This is a genomic window from Nocardioides convexus (assembly GCF_011090295.1).
On sequence record NZ_JAAMYA010000001.1, the window covers coordinates 1,409,689 to 1,429,934 of the forward strand.

Sequence of the window (20,246 nt, forward strand, 5' to 3'; positions counted from 1 at the left end):
GCGGAGAGCCTGGGTGAGCATCGAGTCCAGCGCCCGCCGGGCCCGGTGGTCGGGGTTGCTGCGGATCTCCCCGACCCAGCGGACCATCTCCAGGTGCAGGCGGCCGATGACGTAGGTGTTGACCGACTCCGGCGCCCACCACGGGGCCCGCTCGCCGATCACCTCGTGCACGGTGTCGGGGTTGGCGATCAGCCAGTCGTGCATCTCCTCCAGCATCAGGTCGACCAGGCCGTGGTGGAGGTCGTCGCGCAGCGCCTCGGCCAGCAGCCCACCGAGCAGCGGCGCGATCGGCTCCTCGCGGAAGCGCGGCACCAGCGCCTCGGTCACCAGCGCCTCGATGTGCTCGTCGCGGACCTTGCCGAGCGCGAGCGCGGCGATCTCGGAGCCCTCGGTCACGACCCGCTCCGCGTTGGCCGGCACGGCGAGCCAGTCCCCCGCCCGCTGGGCGATCTCCACGCCGAGGACGCGCTCGCGGATGATCTCCTCCTGCAAGAAGTTCTCCCCCACGAACTCCTCCAGTCCGCGGCCCAGGTCGTCCTTGCGCTTGGGGATCAGCGCGGTGTGCGGGATCGGCAGCCCGAGCGGGTGCTTGAACAGCGCCGTCACCGCGAACCAGTCCGCGATGGCGCCGACCATCGAGGCCTCGGCGCCTGCGTTGACGAAGCCCCAGGCGCCGTCCTCGCCGAGGGTGGTGACGTAGACCGCGGCGGCGAGCAGGAGCAGGGAGACCGCGACGGTGCGCATCCGGCGGAGCGCGGCGCGTCGTGCCTCGTCGGCGGAAGGGTCGGTGGAGATCAGCGGGCCGGACACCGCACCATCCTTGCGCAGATGAGTGGAGCGGCCCCGGTCGGTGCCCCGGGGCCGCTCCGCGCGTGTCGCGGAACCCCCAGTCACCGCAACCTCGCACACCGGTCAACGAACCGGTGCGGCGGAGGTTCCGGTTACCCGTGATTCGTTGTCGCGGGAAACAGATCCGATAACGCCGCGCGCTCAGCGGCTCGGCGCAGCCTGCCGGGCCGGGACCAGGGCGGCCAGGACGACGCCGAGGAAGGCCGCGGCGGCGCCGACGACGAAGCAGATCCGGAAGGCGTCGGCGTCGGGGATCTCGTGCCCGCCGAGGTCGATCGTGGCGGAGGTGAGGATCGCGGCCATCACGGCGGAGGAGACGCTGGTGCCGATGGAGCGCATCAGTCCGTTGATGCCCACGCCCGAGCCGGCCTCGCTGATCGGGACCGACTCCAGGATGAGGGTCGGCATGGCGGCGTACCCGATCCCGATGCCGGCGGAGGTGATGCAGTTGGAGACCAGCAAGCTGCCACGGCGCGTCAGTGAGGAAGATCGCGAAGACGTAGCCGAGGCCGAGCACGCCCGCCCCGATCATGAGCGTACGACGCGCGCCGAGCAGCCCGATGAGACGACCCGAGACCGGGGAGAAGGCCATCATCACGAGTCCGCCGGGGGCCATCCACAGGCCGGTCTCGAGCAGGCTCTGGCCCAGGCCGTAGCCGGTCGCCTCGGGCGACTGCAGCAACCGCGGGACGACGATGGCCTGGGCCATCATCCCGAAGCCGATCGCGATGGCCGCGACGTTGGTCAGCAGCACCGGGCGGCGCGAGGTGACGCGGAGGTCGCACAGCGGGTCCGCGACCCGCGACTCGTAGCTGCCCCAGGCGAGGAGCACCACGACGCCCGCGGCGAGCAGTCCGATGGTGCGCCCGTGCGCCCAGCCCCACTCGTTGCCCTTGGAGACGGCCACGAGCAGGGCGACCAGGCCGAGGGCGAGGCCGACCGCGCCGACGACGTCGAAGCGGCCGGGGACGGCGTCGCGCACGTGCGGGACGAGCACGATCGCGGCGGCCGCGACCAGGGCGGCGAGCACGGTGGAGACCCAGAACAGGGTGTGCCACCTGAAGTCCTGCACGATCCACGCCGACAACGGCAGGCCGATGGCACCGCCCACGCCGAGGGTCGCGCTCATCGCCGCCATGCCGGTGGCGGCGTACTGCGGCGGGACGACCTCGCGCATCAGCGCGATGCCGACCGGGATGAAGCCCATCGCGAAGCCCTGCAGCACCCGGCCGGCGAGCATCGGGGCGAGCGAGTCTGCTGAGCGCGCAGACCAGGGAGCCGAGCACGAGCAGCACGGCGCTGACCACGAGCACCCGCTGCTTGCCGAACAGGTCGCCGAGGCGCCCGGAGATCGGCATCGCCACCGCGCCGGCGACCAGGGTCGCGGTGACCACCCAGGAGGCGTTGGCCTCGCTGGTGTGCAGCAGCATGCCGAGTCTCGCCCTGGATCGGGATCACCATGGTCTGGGTGAGCGCCGCGACCAGGCCGCCGAAGCAGAGCACGGCGACGGTCACCAGCGGGGAGCCGGCCCGGCCGGTGACGGCCGGCGTGGGGGCAGGGGTGGTCGAGGTCACGAGCGCTGAGTCAACGGCGTTGACCACGTGACTGTCAACACCGTTGACCTTCTCGCCCGATGGCCTACGGTTGCGGTGTGACGAAGACCTCCTCGCCCGCCCGCCCCGCGGACGAGAGCCACCTGCGCCCCGCCGGCCGCGCCACCCGGGCCGCCATCGAGGAGGCCGCCCGACGGCTCTTCGCCGAGCGCGGGTTCGATGCCTCGGTCCGCGCCATCGCCACCGAGGCGGGCGTCGACCCGGCCCTGGTGATCCGGCACTTCGGCTCCAAGGAGGCGCTGTTCCTGCGCTGCGTCGACACCGCCGGCGGCATCGGCGCGGTCCTCGACGGTCCGCTGGAGACCGTCGGCCGACGCCCTGGTCGCCTACTTCCTCGACCCCGCCCGCCCGCTGCTGCGCCAGCGGTACCTCGCCCTGGCCCAGGCTGCCCACCTCGACCAGGTGCGCGAGGAGATGGTCCGGCACACCGCCGAGACCTACGTCGCCCCGCTCGCCCCCCGGCTGAGCGGCGAGCACCGCGAGTCTGCGGGTCGCGCTCGCCGTCGCCCAGGCTCGGTGGACTGCTCAACCTGGTCTTCCGCCGGGAGGACCCGATCGTCACCGGCGCCGCCACCGAGGACCTCGTCGCGCTCTACGGCGACGCGATCCAGCGGATCCTCACCCCGTGACAGCCGCCCGGGCCTGGCACACCACGACGGCCGTCGTGGTGCTCGCGGCACTGCTGCTCCAGACTCGGCCTGGTGCTGGACGGCGGCCGGGTGCTGGCCGAGGAGGACCAGCCGGGGCTCGGCATCCGGCTGGCGCGACTGGTCGCCTACTTCACCATCCAGAGCAACCTCCTGGTCGCGATCTGCACGGTCCTGCTGGCCCGCGACCCCGGCCGCGACGGCGCCGCCTTCCGGTCACTGCGTCTCGCGGGCGCGGTCGGGATCACCGTCACCGGCCTGGTCCACTTCTTCCTGCTCCGCCCGCTGCTCGACCTCCAGGGCGCCGACTGGCTCGCCGACAAAGCCTGCTCCACATGGCGGTGCCGCTGCTCGCGGTCGTGGGCTGGCTCGCCTTCGGCCCACGGCCCCGCGTCGACGGACGTGCCCTCACGTGGGCCTTCGCCCGGCCGCTCGCGTGGCTCGCGGTGACCCTGGCCGTCGAGGCCGGCACCCGCTGGGTGCCCTACCCGTTCCTGGACTTCCGTGAGAAGGGCTGGGGCCACGTCGCGGTCGTCAGCGCGGGCATCACCCTGCTCTTCGCGGCCCTCGTCGCCGGATTCCGGTACGCCGACCGGCGGCTCGCTCCGCGGCCCTCATCGAGGTAGTCCCCGCCGAGGGTCGGCCGCCGCCAGCCTTCGCCGGCGCCCGGACGATGTCGATGCGACGGACCCGGTCCTCGGCCACGGTCAGGAGCACCAGGGAGGTCAGCACCCCCTCCTGCCGTACGGCGACCGCGGGCAGCCCGTTGGCGAGCACCAGGTCGACCTCGGCCTGCGCGGCGACGTACTTGGTGACGAGGCCGACCAGGAAGCGGGCGGAGCGGTCGGCGCCGAGCACCGGACGGCGCGCGGAGCCTGACCACGCCCCCGCCGTCGGAGGTGAGCACCACGTCCGGGTCGAGGGTGGCGACGAGGGCGGCCAGGTCACCGCCGGCGGCGGCCGCGAGGAAGCGGCCGAGCACCTCCTCGTGGGCACCGCGGTCGACCTCGAAGCGCGGCGCGTGCGCGGCCAGGTGCGCGCGGGCCCGGGAGGCGAGCCTGGCGCACCGCGGCGGGCGTACGGCCGACCACCGTGGCGACCTCGGGGAAGCCCAGCCCGAAGACGTCGTGCAGCACGAACGCCGTGCGCTCGGCCGGGGTGAGCGACTCCAGCACCACCAGCAGCGCGTAGCCGACGGTCTCGTCGAGGGTGACCCGGTCGGCCGGGTCGGCGACGACGAAGGGCTCGGGGAGCCAGGGTCCGACGTACTCCTCGCGCCGCACCCGGGCCGAGCGGAGCACGTCGGTGGCCGCCCGGGCGACGGCGACGGTCAGCCAGCCGGTGAGGTCGCGCACCGGGTCGCGGCGGTCCGCCTCGACCAGCCGGGTCCAGCAGTCGGCGACGACGTCCTCGGCCTCGGCGCGCGAGCCGAGGATGGCGTAGGCGACGCGCACCATGCGGGGGCGCAGTGCGTCGTACTGCTCGGCGAGCTCGGCCTGCCGGTCAGCCACGCGCCCACGCGTCGAAGGTCTGCGTGCCCAGCGTCGCGCCGCGTCCCGGCAGCAGACCCCCGTCCTTGACCTGGCGACCGGTCCGCCCCGCCATCGGCACCGGTACGACGAGCCGGCGCGCCCCGCGCCGGCGCAGCTCGCGGCGCACGAGCCGGTCCATCCGCTCCGGCTGCGGCCCGCCGAGGTCCGGCGCGAGGCCGGCCGGCTCACCGAGGGCCCGGGCGACCAGCGCGGCGGCGACCTCGGCCGCCGCGATGGGCTGGCTGAGCATGCGCGGCGCGATCGCCAGCGGGCCGGGGCTGCGGTCGATCAGCCTGCCCGGCGAACTCGTGGAACTGGGTGGCCCGCAGCACCGTCCACGGCACCGGGCCGGCCGCGACCAGGCTCCTCCTGGCGGCGCTTGCCCAGGTAGTAGGGCAGGTCCACCCGGTCGCAGCCGACGATCGAGAGTGCGACGTGGTGGCGCACCCCGGCCCGCTCCCCCGCCGCGAGCAGGTGCCCGGTGGCGGCCTCGAAGAAGGCGACGGAGGTGGGACCGCTCATCGTCTCCACGTTGCTGGCGTCGATGACGGCGTCCACGCCCGCCAGCGCGGCGTCCAGGCCCGCTCCGGTGGTCAGGTCGACGCCCGCGGACCGGGCGACGACGACAGGCGTCGCGCCCGCGCGTCGTACCTCGTCCACGACCAGGCGGCCGACCAGGCCCGTTCCTCCTGCGACTGCGATCAGGGTGCTCATGGCAGGAGGACGAGGCAGCGGGCCGGACTGTGACATCGGGGACATCAGGCCCCCCGGGCCTCCAGTGCCGCGGTCAGCAGCGCGACCAGCGCCTCGGTCTGCAGGTCGATCGAGCCGCCCTCGACCTCCTCGCCGGCGCCGTCGAGGGCGCGGGCCGCGAGCCCGGCCTTCTTGTCGATCAGGCTCGGCGATGCGGGTGTCGAGGGTCTGCGTCGCGATCACCCGCCACGCGGTGACCGGCTCGGCCTGGCCGATCCGGTGCACCCGGTCGATCGCCTGGGTCTGCTCGGCGTCGGTCCAGGAGAGCCTCGGCCAGCACCAGGTTGGAGGCGACCTGCAGGTTGAGGCCGACGCCCGCGGCGGTGAGCGAGCAGACCGCGATCTGCACCTCGGGGTCGTTGACGAAGGCGTCGATCGACTTCTGCCGGGCCGTCGAGGACTGGTCGCCGCGGATCGAGCCTGTACTTGATCCCCCGCTCGGCGAAGGTCTTCTCGGCGGTGTCCATGACGTCGATGTGCTTGGCGAAGAAGACCACCTTGCCGACGTTGCGGGCCAGCCTGCGCGGTGTAGTCCGCCGCGAGCCCGGCCTTGGCCCGGCCGATGCGGCGCATCATCGTGAAGACGTTCTCGCCGGTCTTGGCCGAGTTGTCCTCGCGCTCCCAGCCCGCGACCTGGCGGACCAGGTGGTGGTCGATGCCCTCGACCACGGCACCGGCGCGGCGCGTGGAGAGCGCTGCGTCGTACCGCTCCACCATGCGGCGCGCGAGCTCCTGCTCGGCCTTGCGGATCGAGCGACCGGCCTCGCCCTCGAGCTCGACGGGCATGTCGGCGACCCGGCGGGCCGGGATGTCGGCGGCGACGTCGATCTTGCGACGGCGCACGATGCCCTCGTCGATGACGGCACGCCGGGCGGCGGGGTAGAACGCCGGGTCGGCCGGGGTCAGCCCGGTCTCCTCCAGCGCCTCCATCAGGTCGCCCTGCGGCACGACGTCGTCGATCCAGCCGAGGAACTGCCAGATCGCCCGGAAGTCCTCGATGTCGTTGATCAGCGGGGTGCCGGTCAGCGCCATGAGCAGCGGCCGCGCGATCCGGGCACGGATCCGGCTCGAGATCTCCAGGACGTTCTGGGAGCGCTGGGAGGACTTGTTCTTGATGTAGTGCGCCTCGTCCACGATCATCCCGCGGAAGCCGTGGTTGCCGAGCCAGCCCACGTGCCGGTCGAGGATCTCGTAGTTGACGATGAACACGTCGGCGAAGCCGTCGGCGTCGTCGCCGTCACCGTGCAGCACGGTGGCCTTGCGGTGCGGCGTCCAGATCTCGACCTCGCGCGCCCAGTTGGTCTTCACCACGTTCGGCACGACGGCCAGGAGCGGGAACGCGCCGGCGGCCTCGGCCGCGAGCAGCGCCTGCGCGGTCTTGCCGAGGCCGGGCTCGTCGGCGAGCAGGTAGGTGCGGTGGCCGAGCGCGGCCGAGCCGATCGCCTGCGCCTGGTGGTGCATCGACTCGCGTCCGACCGGGCCGTGCAGGCCGGTGAGGGTGGTCAGGCTGGTCGGCGTCCGGCAGCGGCATGCACGCCGGGGCGTCAGGGGCCGCGCGCTCGAAGGAGCGGAACAGCGGCTCCAGCAGGCTCCCACCCGGCGAGGCGGCGCGGACGGACCTTGGCGCGGGCGTGCTCGAAGTCGGGGGCGAGGAAGGGGTTGGCGAGCCTGACGGGCCTGCACGGAGAGCGGGATGACTCGCTTCTCCAGCAGGGCGATCACCTCGGGGCTCTCGGTCTGCGGCTCGGGCTCGGGCTCGGGCTCGTCGACGCCGGCCTTGCGGAGCGAGCTCGCGGCGCAGGGCCTTGGCCGACTCCGACATCTCGGCGTTCTCGTCGAGCAGGGTGAACAGCGTGCTGTCCCGCGCTGCGGTCTGGGCGAGGATCGTGGCGATGCCGTCGAGGCGCTTGAGCTCCTCGCCGCGCCGGCTGTCCGACAGGCTCTCGTCGGCCTTGACCCGGGCCCGCTCCTCGCGGGCCAGGAGCGCGACGACCTGGAACTTCGCCCGCACCTCCGGCATCGCCGAGCGACGAGCGACCGCCGCCTCGACCTCGCGCACGGCGCGCGCGAGCCTGCGGGATGATGCCTTCCTCGTTGCGGCGCTGTCGCGCCGCCTGGGGGTTCCGACGCTGCTGCGTCGCGCCCCGCTGGCCTCCTCGAGCCACAGGTGTCCTTCCAAGGCGGACGGATCCGCCAGGTTCGCCGGCGGCTCGCGCTGCTGCGGGAGGCGCCGATCTGGTGAACGTCACCGGGGGCGGCGTCGTGACGACGGCGCTCGGTGGTGCCTCCAGGGTAGCGCACCTCACGCGATTCACAGCGACCTGCCAGTTCCGCCGCAGCGCGCTCCCAACCGGGCGCGCCACCGTCGGGAGCAGTCCCGCGACGAGGCGGGTCACGAGAGGAGACAACAGATGACGAAGTACCGCACCCGGGCGGCCGCCCTGCTCGCCGCAGGAGCCGTCGCCGGCGGCGCCACCGCCGCGACCCTCTCCGCGCACGCCGCGGACGACACCGGTTCCTCGAGTTCGTCCAGCGCCCCTGCCGGCGACCGCGGGCCCGGCGGCCCCGGTCACGGCCGCGGTCCCGGCGAGGACGCCGCCGCGCTCGCCAAGGCGCTGGGCGTCAGCGAGTCCAAGGTGTCCGACGCGATCGACGCGGCACGGGAGGCGACCCGGCCCGACGACGCCGAGAAGCCGGCGGCCGGGGAGAAGCCCACACCGCCGACCGAGGCCGAGCGGACGGCCCGCGAGGCCGCCTTTGCGAAGGCGCTGGCCAAGGAGCTCGGCGTCGACCAGGCGAAGGTCACCAAGGCGCTGGAGACCGTGCGCGCGGCGCGGGACGCGGAGCGTCGTACCGACCTGTCGGACCGGCTCGACACCGCGGTGAAGGACGGCAAAGCCTGACAGCCGGCGACAAGGCGTCGGTCCTCAAGGCGTACGACGCGGGGGTGCTCGGCGGGCCCCGCTGAACGAGAACACGTTCTAGAGTTCGGGCCGTGGGCACCTACGCAGTCACCGGCTCGGCCTCCGGCATGGGCGCGGCCGTCGTCGACCGTCTGGTCGGCGACGGCCACCGTGTCATCGGCATCGACATCCAGCAGGCCGACGTCACCGCCGACCTCTCCACTCCTGCGGGCCGGCGCGCCGCCGCGGCGGCGGTGCTGGAGAAGGCAGGCGGCGTCCTCGACGGCGCGGTCCTCGCCGCCGGCCTCGGCCCGGCACCCGGACGCGACCGGGCTCGGCTGATCGCCGAGGTCAACGTGCTGGGCGTGACCGAGTCGCTAGAGGCCTGGCGGCCCGCGCTCGCCGCGGCCGACCGGGCCAAGGTGGTGGTCTTCGCCAGCAACTCGACCACCACCGTCCCGCTGGTGCCCGGCCGCGTCGTACGGGCGCTGGCGGAGGGGGACGTCGAGCGGGCGGTGCGCACCCTGCGCCTGCTCGGCAAGGCGGCGCCGACCTTCGCCTACGCGGCGAGCAAGACCGCCCTCGCCCACTGGGTACGACGCAACGCCGTCACTCCCGCCTGGGCCGGAGCCGGCATCCGGCTCAACGCGCTCGCGCCCGGCGCGATCATGACCCCGCTGCTGGAGCAGCAGACTCGCCACGCCCGCCGAGGCGCGCCGGATCAAGGCCTTCCCGGTGCCCATCGGCGGCTTCGGCGATGCCGGCCAGGCTCGCCGCGTGGGTGGTGTTCATGCTCTCCGACGCGGCCGACTTCCTGTGCGGCAGCGTGGTCTTCGTCGACGGCGGCTCGGACGCCTGGTTCCGCGCAACCGACTGGCCGCGCCCGGTGCCCGCCCGCGGGCTGCGCCGCTACATCGCGCGGATGAAGGAGTTCCGAGCCCAGCGCTGACCCCCTCCCCCACGAACCGTGGCTCGTGGCACCACGAACCCTGGCTCATGGCAGTTCGAGCCTTGGCTCCTGGCTGATCCACAGCCGCGATCAGCACCTCGTGTGCCATCCCGCACTCCTCGTCCTGCCATCCCCGACGCTTCGCGGTGCCTTCTCCCACGCCTCGTGGTGCCATTCCCCACTCTTCGTCGTGCCATCTCCCACTTCTCGTGGTGCCCTCTCCCACGCCTCGTCGGGGTGAGGCAGGACACCTGAAACAAGTTGCGCAACTAGTTGCATAGCCGGTCCGAGCGGGGCATGCTGCTGCCATGGCCCTCGAGCACGCGATCCTGGTCTCGCTCAGCGAGCGCGCCGCGTCCGGCTCGGAGCCGACCCGGCGCTTCGACGCCTCGATCGGCTTCTTCTGGACCGCGACCCACCAGCAGATCTACCGCGTGCTCGCGCGGATGGAGGGCGACGGGTGGATCACCGCGGAGACGGTGCCCCAGGCCGACCGCCCCACCAAGAAGGTCTACGCCGTCACCGACGCCGGCCGCGCCGAGCCGACCCGCTGGATCGCCGAGCCGACCGTGCCGGACCCGGTGCGCAGCAGCCTCGGGGTAAAGATGCGCGGGGCATCGCTCGGTGGTGACTCCACCCGCGCGGCCCTGCTGGACGACCTGCGCCGGCAGACTCGACGACCACACCAAGCGGCTCTCGCTCTACGAGTTCCTCGAGGCCCGCGACTTCCCCGACCCGGGCGCCCTCGCCGGCGCCGACCTGGACATCTACCTGGTGCTCCGCGGCGGTCTGCTCATGGAGCAGTTCTGGATCCGCTGGCTGACCGAGTACCTCGACGCCCACACCGAGGAGAACCGATGAACTACCCGCTGCTCACCTCCCCCGCCGTCGTCGGCGGCCTGGAGCTCCAGTCCCGCGCGGTCATGGGCTCGATGCACACCGGCCTGGAGGACCGGCCCTGGCACGTCGACGAGTCGGCGGCGTACTTCGCCGAGCGCGCGGCCGGCGGCGTCGGCCTCATCGTCACCGGCGGCTACGCCCCCAACATCCGCGGCTGGCTGCTGCCCTTCGGCTCGCAGATGACCACGCGCCTCAACGCGCACCGCCACCAGCGGGTCACCAGCGCGGTGCACGAGAACGGCGGCAGGATCGCGCTGCAGCTTGCTGCACGCGGGCCGCTACGGCTACACCCCGTTCAGTGTCTCCGCCAGCGCGACCAAGTCGCCGATCACGCCGTTCAAGGCCTCGGCCCTGTCCACGCGCGCCGTGGATCGGACCATCGACGACTTCGTCGCCTCCGCCAAGCCTGGCGCAGAAGGCGGGCTACGACGGCGTCGAGATCATGGGGTCCGAGGGCTACCTGATCAACCAGTTCCTCGCGGCGCGCACCAACCGTCGTACGGACAAGTGGGGCGGTACGGCGGAGAACCGGATGCGCTTCCCGGTGGAGATCGTGCGCCGGATCCGCCAGGAGCCTGCCCGACTTCTTCGTGATGTACCGGATCTCTCTGCTCGACCTGGTCCCCGACGGGCAGACCTGGGAGGAGACCGTCGAGCCTGGCGCACCGCATCACCGACGCGGGCGCGAGCGTCCTCAACACCGGCATCGGCTGGCACGAGGCGCGGGTGCCCACCATCGTCACCAGCGTGCCGCGCGCGGCGTGGGCCGACAGCACGCTGCGGCTCAAGGCCGAGGTGACGATCCCGGTCTGCGCGAGCAACCGGATCAACACCCCCGACGTCGCCGAGACACTGCTGGAGCAGGGCGTCGACCTGGTCTCGATGGCCCGGCCGTTCCTGGCCGACCCGGACCTGGTGGCCAAGGCCCGCGACGGGCGCGCCGACGAGATCAACACCTGCATCGGCTGCAACCAGGCCTGCCTGGACCACACCTTCAAGGCACAGCGGGCCTCCTGCCTGGTCAACCCGCGCGCCTGCCACGAGACCACGCTGGTGCTCGGCCCGACCCGCAGCGCCAAGCGCGTCGCGGTCGTCGGCGGTGGGCCGGCCGGCCTCGCGACCGCGGTGAGCGCGGCCGAGCGCGGCCACGACGTGACCCTCTTCGAGGCCGGTGAGAAGCTCGGCGGCCAGTTCCGGCTGGCGATGCAGATCCCCGGCAAGGAGGAGTTCGCCGAGACGCTGCGCTACTACCGCCGCCGGATGGAGGTGCTCGGCGTCAACGTCAAGCCTCTCCACCCGCGCCACCCCCGAGCTCCCTCACCGGGTACGACGAGGTCGTCGTCGCGACCGGCGTGGAGCCCCGCACCCCGGCGATCCCCGGCATCACCCACCCCAAGGTGGTGTCCTACCCCGACGCCATCACCGGCCGGGTCAAGATCGGCGCCAAGGTCGCCGTGATGGGTGCCGGCGGGATCGGGTTCGACGTCACCGAGTCTGCTGGCGCACACCCCGGAGACCGTCGCGGAGTGGAAGGCGCACTGGGGCGTGGCCGACCCGGCCGTCGTCCGCGGTGGTGTGACCGACAAGGCGCCGCGCACCCCGAGGCGCGAGGTGTGGCTGCTGCAGCGCAAGGAGTCCGCGCAGGGCAAGGGCCTGGGCAAGACCAGCGGCTGGGTGCACCGCACCACGGTGAAGGACCTCGGCGTGCACCAGGTCAGCGGCGTGTCCTACGACAGGGTGGACGACGACGGCCTGCACATCACCGTCGACGGCCAGGCGCGGGTGCTCGACGTGGACCACGTCGTGCTGTGCACCGGTCAGGAGTCGGTCCGCGGCCTCTACGACGAGCCTGACCGCGTCCGGCTTCCCGGGCGCCGTTCACCTGATCGGTGGCGCGGACCTCGCGGCCGAGCTCGACGCGAAGCGTGCGATCAAGCAGGGCACCGAGTCGGCGGCAGCGCTGTGAGCACGACGCCGGGTGGCTTCCGCGCGGCCGTCGAGGCCCAGGACGTCGAGGCGATGCGGGCCTGCCTCGCCGAGGACGTGGTGTTCCGCAGCCCGGTCGCGCACAAGCCCTATCCCGGCAAGGCGATCACGGCCGCCATCCTCGGCCAGGTGATCGAGGTGTTCGAGGACTTCCGCTACGTGCGCGAGACTCGGCGACCAGGACGGGCACGCGCTGGTGTTCGAGGCGCAGGTCGCAGGTCTGGAGATCACCGGCTGCGACTTCCTCGTGCTCGACGCCGACGGCCTGATCACCGACTTCATGGTGATGGTCCGCCCGCTCAAGGCCGCGCAGGCGCTGGCCGAGGAGATGGGTGCCCGGTTCGACCGGATCGTCACGCAGGCCGCCCAGGGCTGACTCCCCGGGCGGCCCGCGTCACGCTCAGAGCGCCGGGTCGTCCGCACCTGAGGGCTTCACCTCGCCGCGCCAGCCACCGGTCTCGGTGCCGCGCGCCTCGATGAAGGTCTTGAAGCGGTCGAGGTCGCCCGCCGTGCGGCGGTCGACGATGTTCAGCGCGTCGCCGACCTTCTCCACGATCCCCTCCGGCTCGAAATCCATCCGCAGCGTCACGCGGGTGGCGAGCGCGCCGTCCTCGGGCGCGAAGGAGACGGTGCCGGCGTTCGTCGTACCGTCCGTCGCGCGCCAGGTGATCCGCTCGTCCGGCGTCTGGTCCACGATCTCGGCGTCCCACTCGCGGTGCACGCCGGCGATGTCGGCACGCCAGTGCAGGTGGGTGGTGTCGAGTCTGGGTGACCTGCTCGACACCCTCCATGAACTGGGGGAAGGCTCTCGAACTGGGTCCACTGGTCGTACGCCGTGCGGACGGGCACGTCCACGACGACGCTCTTCTCGATCGTGCTCATGTCAAGGCTCCTCTCGTTCGGTTCCTCCCGGCGGTACCCGTGTGCGCCAGCCGATACGGGCCCGGTCCGGGATCCTCGTCCGGCCTCTCACCGTGCGCGGACCTGCGTCGCACGCCGTCTCACCGACCGAGCGTTGTCCGTAGGGGCCCGTAGGGTGTCTCCACCCACGGGCGACCTGCCCGGACAGCACCGAGAGGGTGAACGATGGGGATCGAGTTCCGAGGCGTCAGCAAGACCTACCCCGACGGGACGGTGGCGGTCGCGGAGTTCTCCTGCACGGTGCCCTCGCACCGCACGCTGGCCCTGGTCGGCACGTCCGGGTCCGGCAAGACCACGCTGATGCGGATGGTCAACCGGATGATCGAGCCGACGCTCGGCGAGGTGCTCATCGACGAGCGCGACGTGCGCGAGACTCGACAAGGTCGCGCTGCGCCGCTCGATCGGCTACGTCCCGCAGGCCGGCGGCCTGCTGCCGCACCGACGGGTGCTCGACAACGTCGCCACCGTGCCGGTCCTCAACGGGGTCGCCCGGTCCACCGCCCGCGCGAGCGCCAACGAGCCTGCTGGAGAAGGTCGGCCTCGACCCCGCCCTCGGCAAGCGCTACCCCGGCCAGGCTTCTCCGGCGGCCAGCAGCAGCGGGTCGCGGTCGCCCGCGCGCTCGCCGCCGACCCCAACGTGCTGCTCATGGACGAGCCCTTCGGTGCGGTCGACCCGATCGTGCGCCGCGACCTGCAGGACCAGCTCGTCGCGCTGCAGTCCGAGCCTCGGCAAGACCATCGTGCTGGTCACCCACGACATCGACGAGGCCTTCAGCTCGGCGACCAGGTGGTCATCCTCAAGACGGGCGGGATCATCGCCCAGGTCGGCACCCCGCAGGAGATCGTGGCCGCTCCGGCCGACGACTTCGTGCGCGACTTCGTCGGCGTGGACCGCGCCGAGCGGAGCCTGCGCACCGTCGACCACGGCGGCCGCCGGGTCGTGGTGGACGGCGACGACCGGCCGGTGGGAGTGCTCTCTTGACCTGGCTCCGCCTCAACCACGAGCAGGTCGTCGAGTCTGCTGTGGCAGCACCTGCTGCTCGCCGTGCCGGCCGTCCTGATCAGCGTGGTCGTCGCGGTCGTCCTCGGCCGGGTCGCCTACCGCTGGCCGCGCGTCGGCACCGTGGTGCTCGGGGTCGCCAGCCTGCTCTACTCCGTGCCCGCGCTGCCGCTGCTCATCGTCGTCCCGGTGCTGCTGTCGATCCCTCTGCGCAGCGAGACGAACCTCGTCGTCGCGCTGGCCGTCTACGGCACCGCACTGCTGGCCGGCACGGCCGCCGACGCCTTCCGCTCCGTCGACCCGCGCGTGCGGGAGGCGGCCGAGGCGATGGGCTACTCCCCCACCGGGATCTTCTGGCGAGTGGACCTGCCGCTGTCGCTGCCCGTCCTCGTCTCCGGGATCCGGGTGGTCACGGTGAGTCTCGGTCAGCCTGGTCACGATCGGCGCCCTGGTCGGCATCTCCAGCCTGGGCAGCCTGCTGACCGACGGCTTCCAGCGCGACATCCGCGAGGAGGTGCTGACCGGCGTCCTCCTCACGATGCTGCTCGCCGTCGTCCTCGACCTGCTCGTGGTCACTGCCGGTGCGCTGCTCACCCCGTGGCAGCGCTCCTCCCGGACGACGGCAGGAGCGGGCGCGTGAACCTGTTCAGCGACGCGCTGTCCTGGATCGCCGACGGCAGCCACTGGGGTGGCCCGAGCGGCATCGACACCCGCCTCCTGCAGCACCTGTGGGTCACCTTCGCCGCGGTGGCCGTGGCCGCCGTGCTCGCCGTCCCGCTCGGGATCCTGATCGGGCACACCGGCCGCGGCCGGCTGGTCGTGGTCGCGCTGGCCGGCGCGGTCCGCGCGGTCCCCACCCTGGGCCTGCTCACCCTGCTCGGGCTGTGGCTCGGCATCGGGGTGGAGGCGCCGCTGCTCGCCCTGGTCGCGCTGGGCTTCCCCTCCCTGCTCGCGGGTGCTTACGCCGGCGTCGAGGCGGCCGATCCCGGCGCGGTCGACGCGGCGCGCGCGATCGGTCTCAGCGAGTGGCAGATCATCACCCGAGTCGAGATCCCGCTCGGCGCCGACGTGCTCATCGGCGGCCTGCGCGCGGCGACCCTGCAGATCGTGGCGACGGCCACCCTGGCGGCGTACATCTCCGACACGGGGCTGGGCCGCTACCTCTTCGCGGGTCTCAAGAGCCGTGACTACCCGCAGATGCTGGCCGGCGCGCTCCTCGTCGCCGCGCTCGCACTCATCCTCGATCTCGCGCTGGGAGCCCTCCAGCGCGCCAGCCGCGGGCATACTCGTGCCACCGGCACCCGGACCAGCGACCCCGCCGGGGCCGCACCGTCGAAAGGTTGACCATGACCCGTTTCCGCAGGGGCCTCGTCCTCGTCGCCGCCAGCGCACTCGCCCTGAGCGCGTGCGGCGGCGGTGACTCCGACCCGCTCGCCTCCGGGGGCGGCGACGGCGGCACCATCGTCATCGGCTCGCAGGACTACTACTCCAACGAGATCATCGCCGAGATCTACGCCCAAGCCCTGGAGTCGCACGACGTGAAGGTCGAGCGGAACTTCCGCATCGGCCAGCGCGAGGTCTACCTCGCCGACATCAAGAACGGCTCGATCGACCTGTTCCCCGAGTACACCGGCCCGCTGCTCATCGCGCTCGACCCGAAGGCCAGCGCCACCAAGCCCGACGAGGTCTACACCGCGCTGGAGGCGGCCCTGCCCAAGGGCGAGCGGCTCCTGGAGCAGTCCCCCGCGACCGACCAGGACTCCTACGTCGTCACCAAGGAGTACGCCGACAAGTGGGGCCTGAAGACCATCGAGGACCTCGCGAAGGTCACCGACCCGATCGTCTTCGGCGCCAACTCCGAGGCGGAGAGCCGCCCCAACGGCCCGAAGGGCCTGAAGAAGACCTACGGCGTGGACGTGAAGTTCACCCCGATCGAGGACAGCGGCGGCCCGCTCACCGTCAAGGCGCTCAAGGACGGCGACATCCAGGTCGGCCTGATCTACACCGCCGATCCCTCGATCAAGAAGAACGACCTGGTCACCCTCGAGGACACCAAGGGTCTCTTCCTGGCCTCCGCCGTCGTCCCGGTCGCGAGCGGCGATGTCGACAAGGACGCCGAGAAGGTCATCGACGAGGTCAGCGCCGCGCTCACCTCGGAGGACCTGATCGCGCTCAACGCGCGCAGCGTCGACGAGAAGCTTGCCCGCAGCGACCATCGCCAAGGACTGGCTGAAGGAGAAGGACCTCTCTTGACGGTCCTCGGGATCACCGGCTCCACGGGAGCGCTCGGGCGACTGGTCGCCCGAGCGCTCTCGGAGCGCGGCGTCGAGCAGCGCCTGCTCGTCCGGGACCCGGCCCGGGCCCCCGAGCCTGGCCGGCGCGAGCGTCGCGCGCACGTCGTACGCCGACCCGGAGTCGGCGCGTGCCTCGCTCGACGGCGTGACGACCCTCTTCATGGTGTCCGGCGCGGAGGCCGAGGACCGGTTGGAGCAGCACCGGACCTTCGTCGACGCCGCCGCCGACGCAGGGGTCCGCCACGTCGTCTACACCTCGTTCCTCGGCGCGGCCGCGGACTGCACGTTCACCCTCGGCCGCGACCACTGGGCCACCGAGGAGCACATCCGTGCCCGCGGGCTGGGGCACACCTTCCTGCGCGACAGCCTTCTACCTCGACTTCCTGCCCGACCTGGTCGGCGAGGACGGAGTGATCCGCGGACCCGCCGGTGACGGCCGGGTCTCCGCGGTCACCCGTGCCGACATCGCCCGCAGCGCGGTGGAGGTGCTCACCGACCCCAGCGCGCACCGCGACGCGACCTACGACCTGACCGGCCCCGAGGCGCTGTCCTTCGCCGAGGTGGCCGCCCTGCTCACCGAGCACACCGGACGCACGGTGACCTACCACGACGAGAGCGTGGAGGAGGCCTACGCCTCCCGGCTGCGCTGGCCCGCCCCGCAGTGGCAGTACGACGCCTGGGTCTCCACCTACACCGCGATCGCCGCCGGCGAGCCTGGCCACCGTGACCGACCACGTGGAGCGGCTCACCGGGCGCGCGCCGACCGGGCTCGCGTCGTACCTCGCCGAGGAGGGGCGATGACCGCCGCCGCACTCGTCCTCGCCGCGCTCGCGGCCCTGCTGCACGTCTACATCTGGGTGATGGAGTCCCTGACCTGGACCAGCGCCCGCACCCGGGCCACCTTCGGCATCACCGCGGCGGAGGCCGAGGCGACCAGGGAGATGGCCTTCAACCAGGGCTTCTACAACCTCTTCCTCGCCGTGGTGACCTTCGCCGGCGTCGGCGCGCACCTGGCCGACGAGGAGACCGTCGGCAGCACGCTGGTCCTCACCGGCGCCGGCTCGATGGTGGCGGCCGGCCTGGTGCTGCTGCTCTCCTCGCCCGACAAGGCACGGGCGGCGCTCACGCAGCCTGAGCCTGCCGCTGGTCGCGGTGGTCCTGCTGCTGGTGGCGCTCTAGACCAGCGCCCCGACCGTCTCGGGCGTGAAGCCCGGGAACACCGTGGCCGAGGAGGCGCCGAGCCGCTTGGTCACCACCTCGGCGAGCACGCTGCGGTAGTCGGTGGTCACCTTGAGGTCGCCGTCGTTGTCGTCGACCAGACCGGGCCAGGTGCCGTGGTAACCGCCCTTGACGCCCGCGCCGAGCAGCAGCATGACGTTGCCCCAGCCGTGGTCGAGTCCGTAGGCTGGAGTTCTGCTTCGTGCGCCGGCCGAACTCCGAGAGGCTCACCACGGTGACCTTCTCGCCCAGCGCGCCCAGGTCGGTGAAGAACGCGCTGAGCACCTTCGCCAGGCTCCGTGGTCATGCGCTCCATGGCGCCCCACTCCAGGGTGCCGAGGTCGACGTGGTGGTCCCACGTGCCGAAGTCGACGGTGATCACCTCCGCGCCGACGTCCCCGCGGATGGTCCGGGCCACGGCCCGCATCGCGCGCCCGAAGTCCCCGTCCGGGTACGACGCGCCGTTGGCCGGTGCCTCCGCCGTCCGCTTCACCGGCGCGAAGTCGTCGATGGCCGACATCGTGGCGCGGGCAGCCGCACCGAGCGGGCCGGGCGCGCTGCCCCAGATCGTCTTCATCGAGCGGGTCCGCCGCCCGTTGGTGTCCCACTCGTCGACCCCGGACATCCGCATGTCGTCGACGCTCTCGATGGCGATGCTGCGCTCCGGGCCGGCGAGGGAGGTGGGCGGCATCGCCGTACCGATCTGCAGGGCCTGGAGGGGACTGGCGTAGGTGTCGCGCCCGATCAGCCGGTTCAGCCAGCCCGAGCGGGTGGTCGAGCCGGGCGCGGCGTCCTCCACCTGCTCCATCGCGGAGAAGTGCGAGCGGTTCGGCGCGGGCAGGCCGGTCGCGTGCACCGCCGCCATCTTGCCGGCGTTCCACAGCGGCAGCAGCGGCGCGAGGTGCGGGTGCAGGCCGAAGAAGCCGTCCTTGGCGAGCAGGCTGGGCCGCGGGGATGGCGATGTCGGGCCGCGCGGCGTAGTAGACCGGGTCACCGTGCGGCACCACGATGCTCATCCCGTCGGCGGCACCGCGCATCGACAGCACGACGAGCACCCTCGGGGCCGAGCGGGTGGCGGCGTACGACGTCTCGACGAAGGCGGTGCCGAAGGTCGCGGTGGCGCTGATCCCGGCACCGACGGCCAGCGCGCCGCGCAGCAGGCCGCGCCGCGAGAGGCCCGAGAACTCGGGGCATCCGCAGTTGTCCATCGCACTCACCTCGTCATGTGGGTCGGGCAGTCGAGGAAGACCGTGAGCAGTCGCGGCATCTCCCAGCGGACCAGGTCGCTGCTCGCGGTGATGATCGTGGCCGGGCCGAGGCCGGTGGCCTCGCAGGCCGCCTGCAGCAGCACGGCCGTGGACCCGCGGCCGTGCAGGGTGCGGGCCAGGTGGTCGACGAGCCTGGTCGAAGCGGATCCGGCTGGCGGGCAGCCAGGAGGCCGCGGTCCGGTACTTCACTCCGACCGTCGGCCACCAGCCGCCGGACATCGTGTAGTGCACGTCGAGGGAGTTGAGGAAGCGGGAGGCGCCGGACCAGGCGGCCGCGGTGTCCGGCCGGCCGTCCGGCGGCTGCCAGCAGAAGGGCCGCAGGCCCACGCCGTCGGTCTGCCACAGGATCGCGTTCGCGCCGGCGGGAGCATCGCTGTCGGCCGGGCGTGCGGTGAGCCTGCGCGCCGAGCGCGCGCCAGGTGGCCACCACGTCGTCGGTCGGCGTGCGCACCTTCGTCCCGACGGCGTACGCCGAGCGCATCTCCACCGAGGCCATCAGGTAGCGCAGGACCGGCCGGATCTGGGTGTCGTTGGCGAGGTAGACCGCCGCCAGCCGGTTGATCAGTGCGGCCGGCGGGTCGTCGGAGACGAAGCGCCGGGCCAGGCTTGGTCGCCACCCGGCGTGCGGTCAGCGGGTGGTGGGCGAGGTACTTGAGGTAGGCCGCGACCACGGGACGCCCGTCCGGCGCGCTGTTGGCGTGGCTGAAGCCCATCACCTTCACCGGCCCGGTCCAGTGCTGGCCGGGGTCGTAGGACACCGCCCAGGTGCGCCAGGAGTCGACCCGGTAGCCGGTGAGGATGCGGGCCGAGGCCTTCACGTCCGCCTCGGTGTAGGCACCGCGCCCGACGGTGTGCAGGCTCCAGCAGACTCACGGCCGAGGTTCTCGTTGGGGGCGCTCTTGGAGGAGTTCGCGTTGCCGAGGTAGACCGACATCGCCGGGTGCGTGATCGCCGCCTTGAGCAGGTCCTCGTAGCGCGCCAGCGAGTAGGCCCGGATCACCTTGCCGTACGCCGTGCGGAAGGGCCCGACCTCGCCGGTGGCCGGCACGTGCAGGTGGTGCTCCCACGCACCGGCCATGGTCTCCAGCACCTGCCGTTGGGAGCCGAGGCGTCGTACCAGCGCCCAGCGCTCGTAGTTGGCATCCGCCATCCCGATCGACTCGACCCCGTCCTGGTCGCGCTTCCACAGCGTCGCCGGGCTGGCGTTGACCGAGGGCCACCAGGCCGCCGTGGCGCCGTACCAGGAGTCGCTGTAGTACGACGTCAGCCTGCCGCTCGAACCACTTGGTGAAGCCACCGGCGGCGTTGACCTGCTGGTTGAGGGCCGGGGTGTAGCCGGCGGTGAAGCGGCGCAGGTAGTGCCACAGCAGGGTGTTCGGGATCGCCGTGCCGGTCCACGCCCGAGGTGTGTA

At 72.7% G+C, this 20,246-nt stretch carries 23 protein-coding genes and 5 pseudogenes; 17 read left to right on the forward strand and 11 right to left on the reverse strand.

Going from position 1 to position 20,246, the window contains the following annotated elements:
• Nucleotides 1-66 precede the first annotated feature (66 nt).
• The 3 genes and pseudogenes from G5V59_RS10380 to G5V59_RS10390 form a co-directional block, all read right to left on the reverse strand.
• A pseudogene (locus G5V59_RS10380) lies at nt 67-744 on the reverse strand (DUF445 domain-containing protein); the annotation flags it as partial.
• A 246-nt stretch (nt 745-990) separates the two neighbouring features.
• Nucleotides 991-1,311, reverse strand: a complete 321-nt coding sequence (locus G5V59_RS10385) for a hypothetical protein (protein WP_278256387.1) — start codon at nt 1,309-1,311, stop codon at nt 991-993.
• Nucleotides 1,312-1,325: 14 nt separating this feature from the next.
• Nucleotides 1,326-2,243 carry a hypothetical protein gene (locus G5V59_RS10390; protein WP_278256388.1) on the reverse strand — a complete coding sequence of 306 codons (918 nt, stop codon included), beginning with the start codon at nt 2,241-2,243 and terminating at the stop codon, nt 1,326-1,328.
• A gap of 258 nt (nt 2,244-2,501) precedes the next feature.
• Here G5V59_RS10390 and G5V59_RS10395 point away from each other — a divergent pair, with 258 nt between their 5' ends.
• Nucleotides 2,502-3,092 carry a TetR family transcriptional regulator gene (locus tag G5V59_RS10395; RefSeq protein ID WP_278256389.1) on the forward strand — a complete coding sequence of 197 codons (591 nt, stop codon included), beginning with the start codon at nt 2,502-2,504 and terminating at the stop codon, nt 3,090-3,092.
• Nucleotides 3,089-3,736 carry a Pr6Pr family membrane protein gene (locus tag G5V59_RS10400; protein WP_278256390.1) on the forward strand — a complete coding sequence of 216 codons (648 nt, stop codon included), beginning with the start codon at nt 3,089-3,091 and terminating at the stop codon, nt 3,734-3,736. The genes G5V59_RS10395 and G5V59_RS10400 overlap by 4 nt, the downstream gene beginning before the upstream one ends.
• Here G5V59_RS10400 and G5V59_RS10405 read toward each other — a convergent pair.
• From G5V59_RS10405 to G5V59_RS10420, 4 genes are read right to left on the reverse strand one after another with little or no spacing between them, the layout of a single operon-like run.
• Nucleotides 3,657-4,058 (reverse strand): hypothetical protein, encoded by a 402-nt coding sequence (locus tag G5V59_RS10405; RefSeq protein WP_278256391.1) that lies wholly within the window; start codon nt 4,056-4,058, stop codon nt 3,657-3,659. The two genes, G5V59_RS10400 and G5V59_RS10405, sit on opposite strands and share 80 nt — an antisense overlap.
• Nucleotides 4,055-4,621, reverse strand: a complete 567-nt coding sequence (locus tag G5V59_RS10410; protein WP_278256392.1) for a sigma-70 family RNA polymerase sigma factor — start codon at nt 4,619-4,621, stop codon at nt 4,055-4,057. The genes G5V59_RS10405 and G5V59_RS10410 overlap by 4 nt, the downstream gene beginning before the upstream one ends.
• Complete coding sequence (locus tag G5V59_RS10415) at nt 4,614-4,892, reverse strand: hypothetical protein (protein ID WP_278256393.1); 279 nt, start codon at nt 4,890-4,892, stop codon at nt 4,614-4,616. Before G5V59_RS10415 ends, G5V59_RS10410 begins: the two co-directional genes overlap by 8 nt.
• 38 nt (nt 4,893-4,930) lie before the next feature.
• Nucleotides 4,931-6,856, reverse strand: a complete 1,926-nt coding sequence (locus tag G5V59_RS10420; protein WP_278256394.1) for an SNF2-related protein — start codon at nt 6,854-6,856, stop codon at nt 4,931-4,933.
• A 950-nt stretch (nt 6,857-7,806) separates the two neighbouring features.
• Between G5V59_RS10420 and G5V59_RS10425 the strand changes: the two genes are divergently transcribed.
• From G5V59_RS10425 to G5V59_RS10465, 9 genes and pseudogenes are all read left to right on the forward strand, one after another.
• Nucleotides 7,807-8,298 carry a hypothetical protein gene (locus tag G5V59_RS10425; RefSeq protein WP_278256395.1) on the forward strand — a complete coding sequence of 164 codons (492 nt, stop codon included), beginning with the start codon at nt 7,807-7,809 and terminating at the stop codon, nt 8,296-8,298.
• Between the two features lie 92 nt (nt 8,299-8,390).
• A complete protein-coding gene (locus G5V59_RS10430) occupies nt 8,391-9,224 on the forward strand; it encodes an NAD-dependent epimerase/dehydratase family protein (protein ID WP_278256396.1) in 834 nt (277 codons plus the stop codon).
• A 331-nt stretch (nt 9,225-9,555) separates the two neighbouring features.
• A pseudogene (locus G5V59_RS10435) lies at nt 9,556-9,729 on the forward strand (PadR family transcriptional regulator); the annotation flags it as partial.
• Between the two features lie 145 nt (nt 9,730-9,874).
• A complete protein-coding gene (locus G5V59_RS10440) occupies nt 9,875-10,108 on the forward strand; it encodes a hypothetical protein (RefSeq protein ID WP_278259760.1) in 234 nt (77 codons plus the stop codon).
• Between the two features lie 77 nt (nt 10,109-10,185).
• Nucleotides 10,186-10,611, forward strand: a pseudogene (locus G5V59_RS10445) (hypothetical protein); the annotation flags it as partial.
• Nucleotides 10,590-10,946 carry a hypothetical protein gene (locus tag G5V59_RS10450; protein WP_278256397.1) on the forward strand — a complete coding sequence of 119 codons (357 nt, stop codon included), beginning with the start codon at nt 10,590-10,592 and terminating at the stop codon, nt 10,944-10,946. The pseudogene G5V59_RS10445 and the gene G5V59_RS10450, both read left to right, overlap by 22 nt.
• The gene (locus G5V59_RS10455) at nt 10,874-11,605 is read left to right on the forward strand and encodes an FAD-dependent oxidoreductase (RefSeq protein ID WP_278256398.1); all 732 of its coding nucleotides are present in this window, start codon (nt 10,874-10,876) and stop codon (nt 11,603-11,605) included. Before G5V59_RS10450 ends, G5V59_RS10455 begins: the two co-directional genes overlap by 73 nt.
• A complete protein-coding gene (locus tag G5V59_RS10460; protein WP_278256399.1) occupies nt 11,548-12,000 on the forward strand; it encodes a hypothetical protein in 453 nt (150 codons plus the stop codon). The genes G5V59_RS10455 and G5V59_RS10460 overlap by 58 nt, the downstream gene beginning before the upstream one ends.
• Before the next feature lie 166 nt (nt 12,001-12,166).
• On the forward strand, nt 12,167-12,613 hold the full coding sequence (locus tag G5V59_RS10465) for a hypothetical protein (RefSeq protein ID WP_278259762.1): 447 nt from the start codon (nt 12,167-12,169) through the stop codon (nt 12,611-12,613).
• On the opposite strand, the gene G5V59_RS10470 is transcribed toward G5V59_RS10465, so the two are convergent.
• Entirely contained in the window at nt 12,534-12,854 is a 321-nt protein-coding gene (locus G5V59_RS10470; RefSeq protein WP_278256400.1) for an SRPBCC family protein, read from the reverse strand. The two genes, G5V59_RS10465 and G5V59_RS10470, sit on opposite strands and share 80 nt — an antisense overlap.
• Before the next feature lie 365 nt (nt 12,855-13,219).
• Here G5V59_RS10470 and G5V59_RS10475 point away from each other — a divergent pair.
• From G5V59_RS10475 to G5V59_RS10500, 6 genes and pseudogenes are all read left to right on the forward strand, one after another.
• A pseudogene (locus G5V59_RS10475) lies at nt 13,220-13,366 on the forward strand (ATP-binding cassette domain-containing protein); the annotation flags it as partial.
• Nucleotides 13,367-13,484: 118 nt separating this feature from the next.
• Complete coding sequence (locus G5V59_RS10480; RefSeq protein WP_278259763.1) at nt 13,485-14,036, forward strand: ATP-binding cassette domain-containing protein; 552 nt, start codon at nt 13,485-13,487, stop codon at nt 14,034-14,036.
• Between the two features lie 63 nt (nt 14,037-14,099).
• Nucleotides 14,100-15,398 (forward strand): ABC transporter permease subunit, encoded by a 1,299-nt coding sequence (locus G5V59_RS10485; RefSeq protein ID WP_278256401.1) that lies wholly within the window; start codon nt 14,100-14,102, stop codon nt 15,396-15,398.
• A gap of 2 nt (nt 15,399-15,400) precedes the next feature.
• A pseudogene (locus G5V59_RS10490) lies at nt 15,401-16,195 on the forward strand (ABC transporter substrate-binding protein); the annotation flags it as partial.
• A 229-nt stretch (nt 16,196-16,424) separates the two neighbouring features.
• Nucleotides 16,425-16,781 (forward strand): NmrA family NAD(P)-binding protein, encoded by a 357-nt coding sequence (locus G5V59_RS10495; protein WP_278259764.1) that lies wholly within the window; start codon nt 16,425-16,427, stop codon nt 16,779-16,781.
• Complete coding sequence (locus G5V59_RS10500; RefSeq protein ID WP_278256402.1) at nt 16,678-17,805, forward strand: DUF1304 family protein; 1,128 nt, start codon at nt 16,678-16,680, stop codon at nt 17,803-17,805. Before G5V59_RS10495 ends, G5V59_RS10500 begins: the two co-directional genes overlap by 104 nt.
• Nucleotides 17,806-19,019: 1,214 nt before the next feature.
• Here the strand turns inward: G5V59_RS10500 and G5V59_RS10505 are convergent.
• From G5V59_RS10505 to G5V59_RS10515, 3 genes are read right to left on the reverse strand one after another with little or no spacing between them, the layout of a single operon-like run.
• Nucleotides 19,020-19,652, reverse strand: a complete 633-nt coding sequence (locus tag G5V59_RS10505) for a DUF1800 family protein (RefSeq protein ID WP_278256403.1) — start codon at nt 19,650-19,652, stop codon at nt 19,020-19,022.
• Nucleotides 19,649-20,131, reverse strand: a complete 483-nt coding sequence (locus G5V59_RS10510; protein WP_278256404.1) for a DUF1800 family protein — start codon at nt 20,129-20,131, stop codon at nt 19,649-19,651. Before G5V59_RS10510 ends, G5V59_RS10505 begins: the two co-directional genes overlap by 4 nt.
• Nucleotides 20,098-20,232, reverse strand: a complete 135-nt coding sequence (locus G5V59_RS10515) for a hypothetical protein (RefSeq protein WP_278256405.1) — start codon at nt 20,230-20,232, stop codon at nt 20,098-20,100. Before G5V59_RS10515 ends, G5V59_RS10510 begins: the two co-directional genes overlap by 34 nt.
• Nucleotides 20,233-20,246: the final 14 nt, after the last annotated feature.